Here is a 17,668-nt window from a genome sequence, read left to right as displayed (position 1 = left end):
TGATGCACATGGTCTGACGGGTAACGGTTTGATGGAGCGAATGAAATCCCATGCCGAACGCTTTGGCACCAAGCTTATTTATGACAGTATTACCCAAGTTGATTTACACAATCGCCCTTTTACGCTAGTGGGCGATAAAGGTGTCTATACCTGCGATGCCCTTATTATTGCTACAGGTGCAACCGCACAGTACCTAGGGCTTGAATCTGAACAAAAGTTCATGGGTCAAGGTGTTTCAGCATGTGCAACTTGTGATGGCTTTTTTTATAAAAATCAAAAAGTCGCTGTTGTTGGTGGTGGTAATACCGCTGTTGAAGAGGCTTTATATTTATCAAATATTGCCAGCGAGGTTACTTTGATACACCGCCGAGATACTTTGCGTGCCGAAAAAATACTACAAGAACAGTTATTTGAAAAAGTTAAAGATGGTAATATTAAAATCGAATGGAATCATCAAATCAAAGAAGTCGTTGGTGATGACATGGGCGTAACGGGGGTTATGATTGAGTCCACTCAAGATGGCTCAATCAAACAGTTAGATATTATGGGTCTGTTTGTTGCCATTGGTCATAAACCAAATACCAAGTTATTTGATGGTCAATTAAATATGCAAGATGGATATATCGTTGTCAACAGCGGATTAAACGGCAATGCAACAGCAACCAATATCAATGGTGTTTTTGCCGCTGGTGATGTTGCTGATCACACCTATCGACAAGCCATCACTTCGGCAGGTACTGGCTGTATGGCTGCACTTGATGCCGAAAAGTATTTAGATTCACTTACTATCTAGCCTTTCAAGTTAAAATACAAATGTAACAAATGTGTTGGTCAATCCAGCACATTTTTTTACACCCTTTGTCCAACAAAAAACCAAACCCTTTCAGGTTTGGTTTTTGTGGTAACTGCTTAAGTTAAATACTAAAAATATCAGTCTTTAACATTAGCAACAACACCAGCACCTACGGTACGACCGCCTTCACGGATAGCAAAGCGTAGACCTTTATCCATGGCGATTGGGTGGATAAGCTCAACACTCATCTCAACATTGTCACCAGGCATAACCATTTCGGTACCTTCTTGTAGAGTGATGGCACCAGTCACATCTGTGGTACGGAAGTAGAACTGTGGGCGATAGCCATTTAAGAATGGGGTGTGACGACCACCTTCTTCTTTTGACAGTACATAAACTTCAGCATCAAACTTAGTATGTGGGGTGATTGAACCTGGTTTTGCAAGTACTTGACCGCGTTGAACTTCTTCACGCTTAGTACCACGCAACAAGATACCACAGTTCTCACCTGCACGACCTTCGTCTAACAGTTTACGGAACATTTCAACACCAGTACAGGTGGTTTTAGCAGTTGGTTTGATACCGATGATTTCAATTTCATCACCAACTTTAATAATACCTGATTCAACACGACCAGTCACAACTGTACCACGACCTGAGATCGAGAAGACATCTTCAATTGGCATCAAGAATGACTTATCGATATCACGCTCAGGCTCTGGGATATAGCTGTCTAGTGTGTCTAGCAGTTCTAGAACTGCAGGCTCGCCATATTTACCATCAGAACCATTCAATGCTTCTAGTGCTGAACCTTTGATGATTGGGGTATCATCACCAGGGAAATCATAGTCAGATAGAAGTTCACGAACTTCCATTTCAACCAATTCTAGTAGCTCTTCATCATCAACCATATCGCACTTGTTCATGAATACCATGATGTATGGTACACCAACCTGACGAGATAGTAGGATATGCTCACGAGTTTGTGGCATAGGACCATCAGTTGCAGAAACAACCAAGATAGCGCCGTCCATCTGTGCTGCACCTGTGATCATGTTTTTAACATAGTCAGCGTGACCTGGGCAGTCTACATGTGCGTAGTGACGAGCTGCAGTGTCATACTCAATATGAGAGGTGTTGATGGTGATACCGCGTGCTTTTTCTTCAGGTGCTGAGTCAATAGCAGCGTAATCTTTTGCTTCACCACCGTGGTGCTTAGCAGCAACGGTTGCGATAGCAGCAGTTAGAGTGGTTTTACCATGGTCAACGTGACCGATGGTACCAACATTTACGTGTGGTTTTACACGTTCAAACTTGGCCTTTGCCATGATGGTTTCCTCGATTGTTAATTAAACACCACGGTTTTGACATATATAAATAAATTCAAAACCATATCCTGACACATTATAGCATATAAGATTTTTGATTGAAATACATTTAAATTCTTTTATTTCATCATAATGTCTCAATTAAGCCATCTCAATAAAATAATCAAACCAGCGTCTTGCCTTAGTCACAATACTAAGCAAATTGTATGATCGTAAACACCCAAAAAACTCCCAATAAAAAATCCTTAGAAATATCTAAGGATTCTAAATATGGAGCTCTTGGCGAGAATTGAACTCGCGACCTCTCCCTTACCAAGGGAGTGCTCTACCCCTGAGCTACAAGAGCAAACTAATAATGTGGAGCGGGTGGCGGGAATCGAACCCGCACCATCAGCTTGGAAGGCTGAGGTTCTACCACTAAACTACACCCGCAGGGTAGTATACCTAGGTAGGGAATATGGTGGTGGGGGAAGGATTCGAACCTTCGAAGCTTTCGCGACAGAGTTACAGTCTGTTGGGTTTGACCGCTCCCCAACCCCACCGAGTGAACAGGTATGCCTTTTAATGGTCTGTTAAAAGATTAAGTCCAATAGATGGACTTGACCTGAAAGCATTCTTAGGAATGGTGCCGGCTGCCGGAATCGAACTGGCGACCTACTGATTACAAGTCAGTTGCTCTACCAACTGAGCTAAGCCGGCGGTATATTTCCTAAGTGGTGCTTATAATAACAAATTTTTGAGATTGTGCAAGCTTTTTTTTAAAATTTTAATTCAAATCACTGAAAATTTTTATAACTGATTGATTTTTATAAATTATTTATGTTCAAATAATCCGATTGTTACTTATAATTAAAATAACGCATAAAAATTGAATCATTTTATTCAAATGGACACAACCTGTCCCATTAAGCGGTTATATTGACCTTATTACATTCAAGTATGATTTGCAAACCCAGTGAAGGATTAATGCCCAAAGCTTCACAGTACCAAATGTATTCAACCACATCAAGTCTGCGATCACCCTCTTCTACTCGCTGTACAAACGAATGCGGTCTATCCATTCTGGCAGCCAAGGCACGCATGGACAGCTTTTGATTTCGTCGTTCTGCTTTCAGCCAAGCGCGCAGGGCGATCATTTGATCAGAATGAATACTTTTGGTCATAAATATCTATTTACACTATATTGACCAATTTACTCAAAATGAGTACAATATTTTACTAAATCTTCTGAGTTCTGCAAATTTTTCTTACAGGAAATTTACAATGGATAACAAACACGAAAGACTTGCAGATAGATTTGCTGATATTTTTATGCGTTTGAGCAGCCATGAAAAATTGGATACACATGAGCTGGCAGCAGAGTATCAGGTGTCTGATAAAACCATTCGGCGTGATTTATTGCGTATGGAGCGCTATTTACCATTGGTTCGTAAGCCCAAAATGGTTTATCTGGATAAGTCCAAACAATTTAATCTTAGTGAAAAAGAATTTGGTGAGTTGATTCGCTTAATTGGCGTGCATCGGTTGATTCCAAATATGGATATCCAGTTTTTGCGTGATATGCTTAAGCAAAATACTCGCCAGCTGCAGATCGTCGGCTATGAGTATGAAAATATTGAGCCATTTTTTGACATCATCCCCCTGATCAAAAGTGCCATTGCCGAACAACAGATCATTCGCTTGGATTATAAGAACCAAACTCGGCTTGTTCATCCTTATAAGCTTCTCAATCATCGGGGTTGTTGGTATTTGATCGGCACTCAAAATAATGAAATCAAAACTTTTAGGCTCAGTAAAATTCTTAACTTAAGTGTCTTGCAAGGACAGTCTTTTGTGCCTGATGATGAGATCTGGCAATTGATTGATCAAGGTCAAGGAATTTGGTTCGGTCATCAGCTTACCAATGTACTCATCAAAACAGATGAATATGCACGGGGATATTTTTTACAAAAACAAATCTTGCCTAATCAAAAAATTATCAAGAGTTTGGAGGATGGCGGGCTGTTAATCCAATGCAGTGTCTATCAAAAGCAGCAGATTTTTCCAATGATTCGCTCATGGATACCACATTTAACCATCATCGAGCCTGCTGAATGGCGGGATTATTTAAACCATCAACTCAAAAAATACTTGAATTATTTAACGGAGTGTTAAACATGCCAATCAATACGAATCAGACCACGGATCTGAACAGATTCCAAAATAGACCTAAGTCATCAGCCAAGATTGCGTTTGAACTAAGTGATGCTCTCTATAAAATGGATGATTTGGTCTTGCCAATCAAAACAAAAGCCGATCTAGAGCGTACCATAGGACTGCGTCAGTATCAATCGGAAGTTTTTGAGCATTGGGGGTTTTCTGAAACCCATAAGTTTGATAATAAGATGATCATTAATTTATACGGTGAACCTGGCACAGGCAAGACTATGTCCGCCCATGCGATCGCCCATGCACTAGGTAAAAAATTAATCTTAATCAACTATGGTGACATTGAATCAAAATATGTTGGAGAAACACCTAAGAATATACAAGCGGCTTTTGAATTCGCCAAAGAAAATGATGCAATCTTATTCTTTGATGAGGCTGATGCAATTTTAAGCCGTCGTGTTACTAATATGACAAGTGCAACCGATACCAGTGTGAATCAAACACGTTCAGTGATGCTAACTTTGCTTAATGATTATAATGATACGGTCATTTTTGCCACTAATTTTATTAGCAACTATGATCCTGCCTTTATGCGGCGCATTTTAATACACATTGAATACACACTTCCTGATGAAGAAACTAGAACCTACCTATTTAATAAATACATACCAAATAAATTACCTCATTCTATTGATTTACCTACCATTGTCAAACTGTCAGAAGGCTTAAGCGGTTCGGATATTTCAAATGCGATTTTATTAGCTGCTTTTTCAGCCAAGACAGAAGGTTGCGATTTGGTCACTCATGAGAATCTACAAAACAAGATTGAGGCTATTCAAAGAAGTAAGAGCGAAAATTCTCGAAAAGAAACCAAGTTCCAAACAAGAGTTGTTTCTGAAGAGTATGTTAAATCACAATTAAATGATGGAGAAACCATATGATTCCTTTTTTACTCGCTGGTGCGCTTATCGCTGGGGTATTCGTTGCTACAGCTTTCTGGAAAGAGATCAAATCTTTTATCCAGGCCAGTATTGAGCGCATAAAAACCCACCTAATACCCAGTATGATTGTTGGTTTTAAAACTTATCTTCAAACGGGTAATGCCTTATATGCCACCGCAAAAGCTCTACAGAAGTTTTTTTCAAAAAATGAACGAGGACAATGGCAGGAAACCATCATGACGCGCAATGTGCCAGCAAATGAAATCCCAGAAGATATTCGCAGGAAGGTTAAGAATAACAGAGGACCTATTGATATTACAGATGAAGTACAAGCAGAATTACATTTGGAGGTGTAAAATGAATAATGATTCAACAAAAATCTATGATAACTTAAAAGATTTAGAGCAAGCTGCCAAAGAAATCATTTCTAGAAATATATTACCGAAATTGATTAAACATAATCAAACTTCGGCCGCTGAATTTGTTTCATCCTTTTCCAAAGGTGCGGATGATTTCATCTTGCAAACTGAGCGTGATGAAGGTCTAAACTTTGTTGCAGGTTATGCCATCTTAAATCTTTTGGAATCCGGTACCATGCAAATTGATTTTGATTTTTATTTTCAAAATACGCAAGGTTCATGGATTAATAAAAAAAAGCAATCCAAAACTTTTAATGTCGATGAATATCTAAACCCCCAAGCTCAAGCATCATTATTAGAGCATCAATCTTTAAAATTTGATATCGACAAACCTTTGGATCGGTGATGGAAATTATCATTTTTATTGTTGTCGGATTGTTTGTTCTTGGTGCTATATTGGCAATACTAAAATTCATTTGGGGACTTTTCAAAAAAATCTGGCTTATTATTATCGGTATTGCCGTTCTTTTTGGAATCTCTTGGTTAATAAAGTACGGATTTAGCATTATCGGACTTGATATACCCATATGGATTATATTTATTTTGACGCTATTTTGTTTAGGCTATTTGAGTCACACTAACGAAAAGAAAGTTCATCGGGCAGTTGCCAAGTACTTCACCATTAAAGAGATGGGCGACCTGACAGATATTACCAATTTTTTAGATGAAAAATCCATAAAATACGATCAAGAAATACTAAGTCAAGCCATTGTGAAACTGGTAGAAGATGATCAAATTATTGAGCAATTACCAGGTCAGTTATGGCGGTCAACGCAATCAGGCAACTTTTTAGAGCCTATAGAAACTGTACATATTGAAATTTAAAATTTAGGGTCGGAATTAACCGACCCTAAATTTATAGAAATTATGCCAGACTCTAAATCTCAAGCCCTCTGCACGCCATCTCTACTGCTTTGACAAGGGCTAAAGCTTTTTTGTTGGTTTCATCCCATTCAGCCAAAGGGTCTGAATCTGCCACCACGCCCGCACCAGCTTGTACATGGATTTGACCATCTTTCATGACCGCTGTGCGTATTGCGATGGCAGTATCCATATTGCCATGCCAGCCAAGATATCCGATCGCCCCGCCAAAAACGGTGCGACGCACTGGCTCAACTTCATCAATAATTTGCATGGCACGGATTTTTGGCGCACCAGACAAAGTACCCGCTGGAAAGGTCGCACAAAACACATCTAAAGCATCGACATCTTGGCGTATACGCCCCTCAACATTACTAGCGATATGCATCACTTGCGAGTAGCGTTCAATGAACATCTGATCTGTCACTTTAACCGAACCAATCTCACAGACACGCCCAATATCATTACGCCCAAGATCAATGAGCATCAGATGTTCTGCGATCTCTTTTTGGTCATTTAACAACTCATGCTCAAGCGCCAGATCCTCATCCATATCACTGCCACGGCGGCGTGTTCCCGCCAATGGTCTGACCGTTACTGTACCATTTTCGATGCGGGATAAAATCTCAGGGGAAGCACCAATAATATCAAACGGTGATTTGGTCGTACCAAAAGTTTCACCATGCAACATAAATAGATACGGCGATGGATTTAAATAACGCAGCGCTCGATACACACTCAGTGCATCTGCTTCAGACTTGGCTGATAATCTTTGGGCGGGCACGACTTGCATGACATCACCTGCCAAAATATACTCTTTAATTTTTTGGACATCATCACAAAATTTTTGCTGGCCTGTGGCTGATACAAATTTTGGTATCGGATGCGCTTTGGTGGTCAAATCTGGCTTTTGGTTTAGGATATTTTCAATATTCGTTAAGCGACCAAGTGCATCTTCATAGCCATTTTCAACATCACAATTGGCATAAACCACAATAGACAGCGTATGCTCAAGATTATCAAATATCACCACTTCTGTAGAAAGCATTAGCCACAAATCAGGCAAATTCAAAGGATTGGGCGTATCAGAATGCCCAACTGTCGGTTCAATTGTGCGTATCAAATCATAGCCAAAATACCCCACCAAACCACCGCTAAAAACTGGTAAATTTGGCACATCGTCTTTGGTGGGTATGTTAAATTGTCCCATAAAGCGTCGAATTTCATCAAATGGCTGATCGGTCTTGGTACTTGATACTGTACCGACAAGCTCTGACCCCACACGCATAACGCCATCTTGGTATTCAAAATATACGCCCTTGCCCAGACCAATCATCGAGTAGCGTGCAAAACGCTCACCGCCAACCACTGATTCAAATAGATAAGCCTTGGGATTGAGTTGTCTGATATTGGCAAAAACCGACACAGGCGTGGCATCATCCATAAGGCGTTTTTTGATTAAGGGTACATGGCTAAAGCCCTGACTTTTGAGGCGAAGATACTCGTGATGACTCAGCAAAGTTGACATGACACTTCCAAAATTTTCATAAAAATTGGTCTATCATAGCATAAAAGACCGACCCAAAACACCTAAAATTCATTCATGCTGTTATGATAAAGTTTATTATTTTTTATTTTTCATTTAATTAAAATAATAAAATCTATGTCATGATTTGATCATTTTTTGGATTATTATGAAGTTGCTATTTTACCACTTCATCGCTTTGGCTTGTTGTTATATGCTTTCAATCCGATTGTTTGCTCATTTTTAAGATATGCTATCAGCCTAAATGAGATGAGTAAACCGTATCATAGCAATAAGCCTTTGAATATTTCCAAAGGCTTATGAAAGGATTGGCTAACTAATTTAACTTGGCAGGCTTAATCGCTATCAACATCTACCGTTTGATAGACTTCATAAGCGGGTACTTCATAAGGATGTGCATGCTTATAAGCTTCAACAACTTCATACAGCTTATTTTCAGGCACGATCATTTCCACTTTCCATTCAGAAACCTGACTGACCTGCCCGATTTTACCAATCGTTGGATTGGCACCTTCCAAGGGGCAAAACTGACCGACGCCCAAGGTCTGCCAGCTGCAACGCTCATATTGACCAAAATGACCTGCACCAGCTTCAAACATCGCAGTTTTTACCGTTTCTAAATCAGGCTCAGGGATATAGGTAACAATTTTATACATCTGAAAATATATGGCTTTATCTTCAAAATCTGTAAATAATTACAAAGGTACACCAATGCGGCGAGCAACTTCTTCATAGCCCTCAACCACATCGCCCAAACCTTGACGGAAGCGATCTTTATCAAGTTTTTTCTTGGTTTGCTTATCCCACAAGCGGCAGCCATCTGGCGAAAATTCATCACCAAGTACCACACGACCTTGGAATAACCCAAACTCCAATTTAAAATCCACCAACATCAAGCCTGCATCATCAAACAGTTTTGATAATACTTCATTGACTTTCAAAGTCAGGCTTTGCATTTGGGCAAGCTCATCAGCAGTGGCATAACCCAAAGCAATGGCGGTTGACTCACTCAACATCGGATCACCAAGGGCATCATCCTTATAAAATAGCTCATAAGTTGGTGGTAATAATGGCAAACCTTCAGATAACCCCAAACGCTTCATCAAACCGCCTGCAGCATAGTTACGCACAACAGCTTCCACAGGAATCATTTTCAGGCGTTTTACCAAAACTTCATCATCAGAAAGCTGCTTTTCAAAGTGCGTTTCAATGCCTGCATCTGCAAGTTTTTGCATGATAAACGCATTAAAACGATTATTAACGACACCTTTTCGGTCAAGACTTTCCATTTTTTCGCCATTAAATGCACTGGCATCATTACGAAAATGTAAAATCAAATAGTCAGGATGGTCAGTTTCATAAACGGATTTGGCTTTTCCAGTATAAAGTAGTGCTTGTTTTTGCATGGTAATCTCATTTGATTAATAAATTAGGAAGTCATCCAAAGCTTTAAGCGATATCACCTAACGCTTGGTGGTCTTGGCAGTTGATACTGTTTGCCTGATTCATTCGTAAAATCTGGCAACTGGCTCACCGAATTTGGTGTATGATACAAAGGTGTAAATTCTGCAGCTGGTTGTTGTGCTGGCAGCTGAATAGGCGCCAGTTTTTTTTCATTGCGATAATCCAAACTGCCATTATTACGCTTTGACAGAATATTTTTGGTTGTTGTACAGCCTGTCAACATCATGCTAGCCGTTAACACACCAGCCGTTATTTTTAAAAATTTCATAAACCTTCCACTTTTATTTTGTATTTGGTCATTACCCATATTTATCAGTATGTCAGCGAGTATTGGCTCAAACTAAATCAACCCTGCTTTTTTGAGTGAATTATCAATGGTTTCGTGATAATGTTCAGCCAGCCAAACCATAGGTAAACGAATGCCTGTGCCAATTTTGCCCATTTTGTGTAAGGCATATTTGACAGGCTGGGGGCTGGACTCAATGAATAAATCACGGTGTAGATGAACAATAGTATCATGAATTTGGTAAGCTTCCTCAAAATGACCTTCAAGTGCCAATCCAAACGCTTGACTCATCGCCTTGGGTGCAATATTAGAGGTAACAGAAATATCACCTTTTGAGCCATATTTTATCAGCTCAAGTGCTGTTGGATCATCGCCTGATAATACCACCATACGCTCACCTACTCGGCGAATTAGACTGATGCCCCGTTCAAGATTGCCTGTCGCATCCTTGATGGCAACAATGTTATCAATATCTGCCAGACGACTGACAGTATCTTCACACATATCAACCACGGTACGCCCAGGAACATTATACACTATCTGTGGTATATCAACTGCTGTGGCAACCGCCTTAAAATGCTGATACATGCCCTCTTGGGTGGGTTTATTATAATAAGGCACGACCAGTAAAGCAAAATCAGCACCAGCTGCTTTGGCGGCCATGGTTAAATCAATGGCTTCACGCGTTGAGTTTGCGCCTGTTCCTGCAATCACAGGAATGCGTCCTGCAACTTGCTTCACAAAAAAGCGAATGACATCAATATGCTCATCAATTGCAAGTGTTGCTGCCTCACCTGTGGTACCTACCGCCACCAAGGCATTAACCCCTTCATCAATCTGCCAATCTATCAGTTGAGCAAGCGTATCATAGTCCACCGAACCATCTGGCTTCATTGGAGTCACTAAAGCGGTCATGACACCTTTTAATGTTGATTTGATTTGTTGATACGCATCTGTCATAAGACACCTTGCTAAGTACTTTTGGTTATGATGAATACGATTGAACCTGCTTTAGCCAAGATTTTGATTTTAAAAAGCAGAATAATCTTTTGTAGTTTATCACATTTAAATGACATTTTTACAGTTATTTTATATGCCGATTGCAGGCTTGACTGGTTTAAGCAATCAATCATCAAACAATCAATCAAGACCCAAAGCGGTATCTATCCGTGCCGCCACTTCTGCCACAGTGCCATTGGCATCAATGCGATGAATACGATTGGAGTGCTGGCTGTGCTGATATGCCAAACCTTGATACACACGCTCAAAAAAAGCAATGTCGTTGGCTTCCAATCGATCAGCAGCACTTCGTTTGGCGGCACGCTGCATACCCATCACCACATCCAAATCAAGCCAAAGTGTTACATCTGGATAAATGGGCACAAACTGCTCAATCAAAAGCTCAATCTTAGCCAATGCCGCTTGTTTTCCATGATATCGTCCAAAACCCTGATAAGCCACCGTACTATCAAAAAAGCGGTCACTGACCACCCATTTACCCGATTTAATTGCAGGTAAAATCACCTGATGCAAATGATCACTGCGTGCAGCAAACATCAGCAAAATCTCTGTGTCAGCATTCATATTGGCATTCGGATTTAAAAATAGTTGACGCAACTGCTCGGCCAGCTCACTACCACCTGGCTCTCGTGTGCGTACGACTTGTATGCCACGATCCACCAAACGAGTAATGAGTGCTTCAATTGCCGTGGTTTTACCCACGCCCTCAGTACCCTCAAAACTGATAAATTTCCCTTGCATGCACTTACCCTTTTATTGATTGCGATCACGCATAAAAGCACGATATTCTGCCACAGCTTTTTGATGCTCTTGATAGGTGCGGCTAAAGGTATGCCCCCCACTGCCTGTTGCCACAAAATAAATCACATCGGTATCAGCAGGGTGCATGGCTGCTTTGATGGAAGCTGCCGAAGGTAATGCGATGGGCGTTGGTGGCAGACCATCAATTTGATAGGTATTATAATCTGTTTTTTCGGCAATATTACTTCGATAAATCTTACCATCATAACGGTCAAACATTCCATAAATGATTGTCGGATCTGTTTGCAGTCTCATGCCCTGACGCAGACGATTGACAAACACCGCTGAAACCATTTGTCGTTCTTGTTTAACGCCCGTTTCTTTTTCGATGATGCTTGCCATGATCAGCGCGTCATATGGTGTCTGATAAGGCAAAGTTTCATCACGAGATTCCCAAGCTTTATTCAAAATTTTTATCTGATCTTGATATAAGCGTCTTAAAATTTCTAAATCAGTTGTGCCATGTGAAAATTGGTAAGTATTTGGTGCAAACATACCCTCCAAATTGCCATTGGGCGATTCAATCTCAAGTGCTTGTGCCACCGCTTTATTATCACGCGCTACATCTGTCCAACTATAACCATCTGCAGGCGGGGTAAGAACTTTCAAAACCACACCATCGGTCGTCTTAAGCGTATGATACAACTCTTTAACCGTCTTACCCTCAATGATACGCAAACTAAATTCAGTCGCCATCCCACCCTTATTTAAAATACGAATCATCTGAGCAAGGCTAGCACCTGCTGGCACTTGATAGTTTCCAGCTTGTAGCGACTTATCTGTGGCAAGTGCCACATATGCCTTGGTTACAAACGCCGAACTCAAAAATGCATCTGACCAAGGTTTTTTACTCAAAAGACTGTGATAAGTCTCGCCCTTATCCACCGTAAGTATATGCTCTGAATGACCAGTCGTTGCATAAATTGACTGATACACAACAAAAAGCACGACCAATGTAGCAACCAAAGCCATCATTAAAAGTACAGATCTAAAAGGCGAATTAGATGACGCTTGGGTTTTTAGGTGTCTTGATGAACGCCTATGCTTTGGTGTTTGATGTGGTTTTTTGGAAGCTGTCATAATCGGTCATTGCCATAGATATTTTATTTATTGTAGCAAAAATTTATGACCAATGACCATAAATTTAGCACATGTCACAAATTCACTTCATGATAGATGGATAAATTAACCAAAAAGATGCGTCAATTGACGCCCATTAAGCATTGACATGGCGGTTATACCACGAACTGCGTTGGTTGTGATTAAGCCATTGACGAAATCAAGATCTGCATTGGTAAATAAACGCTCTTTAACATCACCAAGCAGCCCACTTTGAATAACGGCACATCGCATAACCCCCAAAACACCTGATTTATCAACCAACGGCGTGTACCAATTCTGCCCAAGACGATAAAACACATTCCCCATCGTCGCACAAATCCATTCACCATGCACATTGCCAACCAAACCATCTAAAATGCCATCATCCATGCTCTGATGATAAAGTAGCTCTGCGTGTGCAAAAATCTGTTCTGTTGCACCAATCAGCTTAATTCCTGCTAAGTGTGGTGGGCGATGAGATAGCTTGTGTGTCAAGCAGACCATTTGGCGTGGTATGGTTGGCTGGATAGGTACACCTTTGATAAACGATACGCCTTGATAAATGGCTGATGGCATCACTTTAATCAACACTTGGGCGGGCTGTACTGACAAAAAACCATAGCCACGCATGCTCTGTCTTGGTCGAGTGATGATAATTTTTATGATGCCTTCTGTCATTTGATGGGCAAGCTTACTTAAGCAAGTCATCATCTCATCAACATCCAAATTGAGCTTAAAAATAGTTAAGCCATGCGTGATTCTGATGTGATGCAGTTGAGCAAAAAGTATCTGACCTTGGCGTACGCCGATGGTGCTAAAAAATCCATCACCAAAAGCAAATGCTCGATCATCCATACGATCATCTGATGCCACCAAGGTGCGATTGAAATACTGATAAAACTTTGCCATAGCCAATTTATTTATGCAAGATAATTTGGCAACGGTAATCTTGACAATCTGCCTGCTCAAGATTCAGCATACCAACACGCTGAGATCCCATAGCGATACCTTGAAGTATTTGATGCACGACATGTGTGCCTGTATTTTGGTCAAGCATGCTTATCATACGATAAGCACGCTTGGCAAAATCTAAAGACTGCGCTTTGGTTGCCTCATCGTCAGTGGACGCAGCATAATACCAAACCACCTCCAAGAAATTCTCTGACTCAATGAGATAAAACGGTGGCTCATACGGCGTACTAAAGCGATAACGAGTCGCACGCCTACCATAAAAATCAAGTGCCTCTTCTGTTGTGGCAGTGCTGCCAAGCTGTGCTTTTAGTGATTCAATCTCATTGCTTGTCTTGGTGGCTTTTTGCCATGTGGCAGTATCATACACCACAGGCTGATATACCTTAACTTCGCCATCATCTTTGACCAATGCGTCATCTTTGGTCATGGGGCGAAAAGTTAAAAACAATATCACAAATACCGCCAAGATGATTGCCCAGATCAGCCAAGTTTTACGAATTTTTTTGAAGAAGATGTTGGCGTTGTTCGTAGATTGGTCGCTTGTCATGATATTGCCATCAATAAAATTTTACTAATTTTAACATAAAAGCCCATAGACTCCACCCCATTAGCAATGAATTTTGATAAAATTAGCCTTTAACCGTTTTAGTTGACCAAAAAATCCAAATGATGCAACATTTTATCGTTATTGGTAATCCTATCGATCACTCAAAAAGTCCACAAATCCATACCGCCTTTGCACGCAGTGTCGGGCTGCCTGTGAGCTATCAAAAACAATATTGTCCCAATGACGCAGACAGCTTTACCGCCGTTGTGTCTGCTTTTTTTGCTGGGGGCGGTGTGGGAGCAAATATTACCCTACCCTTTAAAGAAATGGCATTTGAGATGATTAAATCAAACGGACGCCTCAGTACGCATGCCCTTGCTGCAGGTGCGGTAAATACCATTTTACAAGACCAACAAGGTCTGTATGGTGATAACACTGACGGTCGTGGGTTGGTTGCAGATTTGTACGCACAGGCAATCGAGCTGGATAATAAAAAAATTGCTCTTATCGGTGCAGGTGGTGCGGCACGGGGCGTCATTTTACCGCTGCTAGAAGCGGGTGCACACATCAGTATTTTTAATCGTACTTTTTTGAAAGCAACAAATTTGGTGAATGAATTTCAGTCCGATAAACTCAGCGCTCATTCACTTGATGAGCTAAAGACTGGTGGTAAATTTGATGTGATTATTAATGCCACTTCTGCCACAACAATAGGACAAATACTTGATTTGGGCGACTGCTCAGCAAATTTTGCCTATGACATGATGTATGGCAAACCATCAGAATTTTTAATACATTTTAAACAACAAGGTGCTGATATCTCTGATGGTTTTGGTATGCTAATCCAGCAAGCAAAACTGTCTTTTGAACAATGGACGGGCAAAACAATCGACTTATCCCAAGTGCAATTTTGATTTTACCGTTTTAATTTTACTTTGATTGGAGAAATAATATGACCGAACAACTTCAAACCCAAGCCGATGAGCTATTTGATGATTTAGATGATCTATTTGATGACTTTGATGGCGTAGCGGTTGAGGGTGGTATTGATAGCATCAATGATGAAGGTTGTGAAGGCGGGGCTTGTAAATTATGAGATAAACCAAAAACCCATTGCATAATCTATGGGCAGTTATGGTTTATTTGGCATCATATTTTTTATATTTTCATTAAAAATAATTATAATAAATACTATTTATTATGAAAATAAGTTATATATATCATTTTAGCCCTTTAATAAACATTAAAATCTCTGTATAGTAAAAGCATCTCAAGTGGTTTTTTGAGTACTCAGACGCCAGATAAATTGAAAATAAAAGGATATTTCATGTTAACTTACAAAGCCCCTTTGCGTGATATTAAATTTTTAATAAATGAGATGCTTGACTATCAAGCACATTATAAAACACTGGATAATGGTGCTGCCGCAGATCCTGAGTCGGTGGATATGATCCTAGAAGGCTTTGCAGATTTTGCTGAAAATATCTTAGCACCGCTATATCAGCCTGCCGATGCCGAAGGCTGTACTTTTAAAGATGGAGAGGTGACGACACCAACTGGCTTTAAAGAAGCTTATCAGCAATTTGTTGAAGGTGGCTGGCAAGCAATCAGCTACCCAGAAAAATTTGGTGGCATGAACCTACCTATGTCTTTAAATCTGATTAAATCAGAAATGATGGGTACTGCCAACTGGCCATGGGCAATGTATCCTGGTTTAACGACAGGTTCTATCAATACCATCTTGCAATATGGTGATGATGAACAAAAATCCGTTTATCTGCCAAAACTTATCTCAGGTGAGTGGTCTGGTACCATGTGTTTGACAGAAGCACAGTGTGGTACTGATTTAAATCAGATGAAAACTCGTGCGGTACCAAATGCAGATGGCAGTTATGCAATCACAGGCAGTAAAATTTTCATTTCTGCAGGCGAGCATGATTTGACCGAGAATATTGTTCATATCGTTTTAGCAAGACTGCCTGATGCACCTGCAGGCACTAAAGGTATTTCATTGTTTATCGTACCCAAATTCCTACCAAATGCTGACGGTGAAGCGGATAAGAGAAATGCTGTTGCCTGCGGGTCTATTGAACACAAAATGGGTATCACATCTTCTGCTACTTGTGTTATCAACTTTGATGGTGCGACTGGATTTTTGATTGGCGAAGCAAATAAAGGGCTTAAAGCCATGTTCACTTATATGAATACTGCTCGTATTGGTACAGGTATCCAAGGTCTGGCACATATAGAGCTGTCATTTCAAAACTCCCTACCCTATGCCAAAGAGCGTCGCTCAATGCGTGCTTTATCAGGTGTCAAAGAGCCAAATCAACCAGCTGATGCCATCATTCATCATGCTGATGTTCGCCGTATGCTACTTACCCAAAAAGCGTTTGCCGAAGGTGCTCGCTCCATGATTTATCATACCGCACGATATGCAGATAAGTTGGCAGAAGCGGTTGCTAAAGGCGATGAGACCGCCATCAAAAAGTGGGATGATAAAATGGGGTTTTTTACACCCATCCTAAAAGGGTTTTTAACTGAACTTGGTATTGAAGCTGCCAAGCATGGTCAACAAATCTATGGCGGACACGGCTATATCAAAGAATCAGGCATGGAACTCATCGCTCGTGATGCCCGCATTGCAACACTGTATGAAGGTACGACAGGCGTACAGGCACTTGATTTGTTAGGTCGCAAGGTATTATTACATGGTGGTGGTAAAGCCATACGAGATTATACCGCTGGCATTATGAAATGGTGTGGTGAATATGCACTTGACAAAGAAATGCGAAAATATGTCTGGGTACTGACCAAACTGTGTGCTGAATGGAATATGCTGACTGCTCGCTTGTTGCTGACTGCTCGTAAAGACCGTGATATTGTTTCGGCAGCTTCTGATGACTTTTTGATGTATTCAGGCTATGTGATGATGGCATATCATTGGGCACGCATGGCAGCCGTTTCATTTGATAAAATCAAAAACGGCGGAGAACAGCCCAAAGAATTTTATATTGCTAAAACTCAAACGGCTGAATTCTACTTTGAAAAAATTCTACCACGCAGTTCAGCCCATGCTGAGAGCATGACCGTGCCAAGTGAAACCATGATGCAGATGGATATTGATCATTTTGCATTTTTAGACTAATGTTTGCTTTATCTAAAGCAACTATCTTTTAAGTAAAAAGCCCAAAACAGCTTGATTTGGGCTTTTTACTTGCAATTATTTTAATCGGTCTTATATACTAAGGCACAAATCAATTACTTAAATTAGGAGTGCCTCTATGTCACAGCACCATCGCCTTATCATTCTTGGCTCAGGTCCTGCAGGATATTCTGCAGCCGTTTATGCCGCCCGAGCTAATCTAAACCCCGTCATTATTACAGGCTTACAAGTTGGTGGACAGCTAACTACCACCACCGAAGTTGATAACTGGCCAG

Annotated in this window: 21 protein-coding genes and 4 tRNA genes; 10 read left to right on the top strand and 15 right to left on the bottom strand. The window is 40.6% G+C overall.

Annotated elements, in window-relative coordinates; genetic code table 11:
- Positions 1–793: NAD(P)/FAD-dependent oxidoreductase (locus tag HMPREF2573_RS00235; RefSeq protein ID WP_070472100.1), on the top strand; the 793-nt coding region annotated here is incomplete at its 5' end.
- 137 nt (positions 794–930) lie between these two features.
- Here HMPREF2573_RS00235 and tuf read toward each other — a convergent pair.
- From tuf to HMPREF2573_RS00205, 6 genes are all read right to left on the bottom strand, one after another.
- Positions 931–2,121 carry an elongation factor Tu gene (tuf, locus tag HMPREF2573_RS00230; protein WP_003656211.1) on the bottom strand — a complete coding sequence of 397 codons (1,191 nt, stop codon included), beginning with the start codon at positions 2,119–2,121 and terminating at the stop codon, positions 931–933.
- Positions 2,122–2,392: 271 nt separating this feature from the next.
- Positions 2,393–2,467, bottom strand: a tRNA-Thr gene (locus tag HMPREF2573_RS00225).
- A gap of 12 nt (positions 2,468–2,479) precedes the next feature.
- Positions 2,480–2,553, bottom strand: a tRNA-Gly gene (locus tag HMPREF2573_RS00220).
- Between the two features lie 26 nt (positions 2,554–2,579).
- Positions 2,580–2,663: transfer RNA gene (locus HMPREF2573_RS00215), tRNA-Tyr, on the bottom strand.
- An 81-nt stretch (positions 2,664–2,744) separates the two neighbouring features.
- Positions 2,745–2,820: transfer RNA gene (locus tag HMPREF2573_RS00210), tRNA-Thr, on the bottom strand.
- A gap of 206 nt (positions 2,821–3,026) precedes the next feature.
- A complete protein-coding gene (locus tag HMPREF2573_RS00205; protein ID WP_003656274.1) occupies positions 3,027–3,284 on the bottom strand; it encodes a helix-turn-helix domain-containing protein in 258 nt (85 codons plus the stop codon).
- Between the two features lie 100 nt (positions 3,285–3,384).
- On the opposite strand from HMPREF2573_RS00205, the gene HMPREF2573_RS00200 reads away from it, so the two are divergent.
- From HMPREF2573_RS00200 to HMPREF2573_RS00180, 5 genes are read left to right on the top strand one after another with little or no spacing between them, the layout of a single operon-like run.
- On the top strand, positions 3,385–4,275 hold the full coding sequence (locus tag HMPREF2573_RS00200; protein ID WP_003658746.1) for a helix-turn-helix transcriptional regulator: 891 nt from the start codon (positions 3,385–3,387) through the stop codon (positions 4,273–4,275).
- Positions 4,276–4,277: 2 nt separating this feature from the next.
- Positions 4,278–5,210: an ATP-binding protein gene (locus HMPREF2573_RS00195; RefSeq protein ID WP_003656272.1), complete on the top strand. Its 933-nt coding sequence runs from the start codon at positions 4,278–4,280 to the stop codon at positions 5,208–5,210.
- Positions 5,207–5,566 carry a hypothetical protein gene (locus tag HMPREF2573_RS00190; protein ID WP_003672847.1) on the top strand — a complete coding sequence of 120 codons (360 nt, stop codon included), beginning with the start codon at positions 5,207–5,209 and terminating at the stop codon, positions 5,564–5,566. Before HMPREF2573_RS00195 ends, HMPREF2573_RS00190 begins: the two co-directional genes overlap by 4 nt.
- Before the next feature lies 1 nt (position 5,567).
- Positions 5,568–5,975, top strand: coding sequence for a hypothetical protein (locus HMPREF2573_RS00185; protein WP_003658741.1), 408 nt, complete (start codon positions 5,568–5,570; stop codon positions 5,973–5,975).
- Positions 5,975–6,454 (top strand): hypothetical protein, encoded by a 480-nt coding sequence (locus HMPREF2573_RS00180; RefSeq protein WP_003656268.1) that lies wholly within the window; start codon positions 5,975–5,977, stop codon positions 6,452–6,454. The genes HMPREF2573_RS00185 and HMPREF2573_RS00180 overlap by 1 nt, the downstream gene beginning before the upstream one ends.
- A gap of 52 nt (positions 6,455–6,506) precedes the next feature.
- Here the strand turns inward: HMPREF2573_RS00180 and HMPREF2573_RS00175 are convergent, their stop codons facing one another.
- The 9 genes from HMPREF2573_RS00175 to HMPREF2573_RS00135 all read right to left on the bottom strand — a co-directional run bounded on the left by HMPREF2573_RS00175 (position 6,507) and on the right by HMPREF2573_RS00135 (position 14,227).
- Positions 6,507–8,018, bottom strand: coding sequence for an anthranilate synthase component I family protein (locus tag HMPREF2573_RS00175; RefSeq protein WP_003658739.1), 1,512 nt, complete (start codon positions 8,016–8,018; stop codon positions 6,507–6,509).
- Positions 8,019–8,371: 353 nt separating this feature from the next.
- Entirely contained in the window at positions 8,372–8,692 is a 321-nt protein-coding gene (locus tag HMPREF2573_RS00170) for a YqfO family protein (RefSeq protein ID WP_070472097.1), read from the bottom strand.
- A 39-nt stretch (positions 8,693–8,731) separates the two neighbouring features.
- Complete coding sequence (gene purC, locus HMPREF2573_RS00165; protein WP_013107692.1) at positions 8,732–9,442, bottom strand: phosphoribosylaminoimidazolesuccinocarboxamide synthase; 711 nt, start codon at positions 9,440–9,442, stop codon at positions 8,732–8,734.
- Positions 9,443–9,495: 53 nt separating this feature from the next.
- The gene (locus HMPREF2573_RS00160; protein ID WP_003656261.1) at positions 9,496–9,768 is read right to left on the bottom strand and encodes a hypothetical protein; all 273 of its coding nucleotides are present in this window, start codon (positions 9,766–9,768) and stop codon (positions 9,496–9,498) included.
- A gap of 72 nt (positions 9,769–9,840) precedes the next feature.
- Positions 9,841–10,746 (bottom strand): 4-hydroxy-tetrahydrodipicolinate synthase, encoded by a 906-nt coding sequence (dapA, locus tag HMPREF2573_RS00155; protein ID WP_003656259.1) that lies wholly within the window; start codon positions 10,744–10,746, stop codon positions 9,841–9,843.
- A gap of 180 nt (positions 10,747–10,926) precedes the next feature.
- Positions 10,927–11,547 (bottom strand): dTMP kinase, encoded by a 621-nt coding sequence (gene tmk, locus HMPREF2573_RS00150; RefSeq protein WP_003656256.1) that lies wholly within the window; start codon positions 11,545–11,547, stop codon positions 10,927–10,929.
- Between the two features lie 12 nt (positions 11,548–11,559).
- A complete protein-coding gene (gene mltG, locus HMPREF2573_RS00145; protein WP_003661277.1) occupies positions 11,560–12,687 on the bottom strand; it encodes an endolytic transglycosylase MltG in 1,128 nt (375 codons plus the stop codon).
- Positions 12,688–12,792: 105 nt separating this feature from the next.
- Positions 12,793–13,617 carry an aminotransferase class IV gene (locus HMPREF2573_RS00140; RefSeq protein WP_003672405.1) on the bottom strand — a complete coding sequence of 275 codons (825 nt, stop codon included), beginning with the start codon at positions 13,615–13,617 and terminating at the stop codon, positions 12,793–12,795.
- Positions 13,618–13,624: 7 nt separating this feature from the next.
- A complete protein-coding gene (locus HMPREF2573_RS00135) occupies positions 13,625–14,227 on the bottom strand; it encodes a hypothetical protein (RefSeq protein WP_003672842.1) in 603 nt (200 codons plus the stop codon).
- Between the two features lie 119 nt (positions 14,228–14,346).
- On the opposite strand from HMPREF2573_RS00135, the gene aroE reads away from it, so the two are divergent.
- The 4 genes from aroE to HMPREF2573_RS09150 all read left to right on the top strand — a co-directional run.
- The gene (gene aroE / locus HMPREF2573_RS00130) at positions 14,347–15,141 is read left to right on the top strand and encodes a shikimate dehydrogenase (protein ID WP_036350896.1); all 795 of its coding nucleotides are present in this window, start codon (positions 14,347–14,349) and stop codon (positions 15,139–15,141) included.
- Positions 15,142–15,179: 38 nt separating this feature from the next.
- Positions 15,180–15,323, top strand: a complete 144-nt coding sequence (locus HMPREF2573_RS09255) for a hypothetical protein (protein WP_003656244.1) — start codon at positions 15,180–15,182, stop codon at positions 15,321–15,323.
- Positions 15,324–15,554: 231 nt separating this feature from the next.
- The gene (locus HMPREF2573_RS00125; protein ID WP_003656236.1) at positions 15,555–17,375 is read left to right on the top strand and encodes an acyl-CoA dehydrogenase C-terminal domain-containing protein; all 1,821 of its coding nucleotides are present in this window, start codon (positions 15,555–15,557) and stop codon (positions 17,373–17,375) included.
- Between the two features lie 136 nt (positions 17,376–17,511).
- Positions 17,512–17,668 (top strand): FAD-dependent oxidoreductase (locus HMPREF2573_RS09150; protein WP_148129120.1); only part of this gene is annotated, 157 nt, incomplete at its 3' end.

Source organism: Moraxella sp. HMSC061H09 (genome assembly GCF_001809255.1).
Taxonomy (GTDB): domain Bacteria; phylum Pseudomonadota; class Gammaproteobacteria; order Pseudomonadales; family Moraxellaceae; genus Moraxella; species Moraxella catarrhalis.
This window is presented reverse-complemented; position numbering and strand designations above follow the sequence as displayed.

Coding starts and splice junctions, on each gene's coding strand:
- aroE (WP_036350896.1), top strand. CDS start 14,347: ATGATGCAACATTTTATCGTTATTGGTAATCCTATCGATCACTCAAAA.
- HMPREF2573_RS00160 (WP_003656261.1), bottom strand. CDS start 9,768: ATGAAATTTTTAAAAATAACGGCTGGTGTGTTAACGGCTAGCATGATG.
- HMPREF2573_RS00125 (WP_003656236.1), top strand. CDS start 15,555: ATGTTAACTTACAAAGCCCCTTTGCGTGATATTAAATTTTTAATAAAT.
- HMPREF2573_RS00205 (WP_003656274.1), bottom strand. CDS start 3,284: ATGACCAAAAGTATTCATTCTGATCAAATGATCGCCCTGCGCGCTTGG.
- purC (WP_013107692.1), bottom strand. CDS start 9,442: ATGCAAAAACAAGCACTACTTTATACTGGAAAAGCCAAATCCGTTTAT.
- HMPREF2573_RS00185 (WP_003658741.1), top strand. CDS start 5,568: ATGAATAATGATTCAACAAAAATCTATGATAACTTAAAAGATTTAGAG.
- HMPREF2573_RS00140 (WP_003672405.1), bottom strand. CDS start 13,617: ATGGCAAAGTTTTATCAGTATTTCAATCGCACCTTGGTGGCATCAGAT.
- HMPREF2573_RS00180 (WP_003656268.1), top strand. CDS start 5,975: ATGGAAATTATCATTTTTATTGTTGTCGGATTGTTTGTTCTTGGTGCT.
- dapA (WP_003656259.1), bottom strand. CDS start 10,746: ATGACAGATGCGTATCAACAAATCAAATCAACATTAAAAGGTGTCATG.
- HMPREF2573_RS00190 (WP_003672847.1), top strand. CDS start 5,207: ATGATTCCTTTTTTACTCGCTGGTGCGCTTATCGCTGGGGTATTCGTT.
- HMPREF2573_RS00175 (WP_003658739.1), bottom strand. CDS start 8,018: ATGTCAACTTTGCTGAGTCATCACGAGTATCTTCGCCTCAAAAGTCAG.
- mltG (WP_003661277.1), bottom strand. CDS start 12,687: ATGACAGCTTCCAAAAAACCACATCAAACACCAAAGCATAGGCGTTCA.
- tmk (WP_003656256.1), bottom strand. CDS start 11,547: ATGCAAGGGAAATTTATCAGTTTTGAGGGTACTGAGGGCGTGGGTAAA.
- tuf (WP_003656211.1), bottom strand. CDS start 2,121: ATGGCAAAGGCCAAGTTTGAACGTGTAAAACCACACGTAAATGTTGGT.
- HMPREF2573_RS00195 (WP_003656272.1), top strand. CDS start 4,278: ATGCCAATCAATACGAATCAGACCACGGATCTGAACAGATTCCAAAAT.
- HMPREF2573_RS00170 (WP_070472097.1), bottom strand. CDS start 8,692: ATGTATAAAATTGTTACCTATATCCCTGAGCCTGATTTAGAAACGGTA.
- HMPREF2573_RS00200 (WP_003658746.1), top strand. CDS start 3,385: ATGGATAACAAACACGAAAGACTTGCAGATAGATTTGCTGATATTTTT.
- HMPREF2573_RS09255 (WP_003656244.1), top strand. CDS start 15,180: ATGACCGAACAACTTCAAACCCAAGCCGATGAGCTATTTGATGATTTA.
- HMPREF2573_RS00135 (WP_003672842.1), bottom strand. CDS start 14,227: ATGACAAGCGACCAATCTACGAACAACGCCAACATCTTCTTCAAAAAA.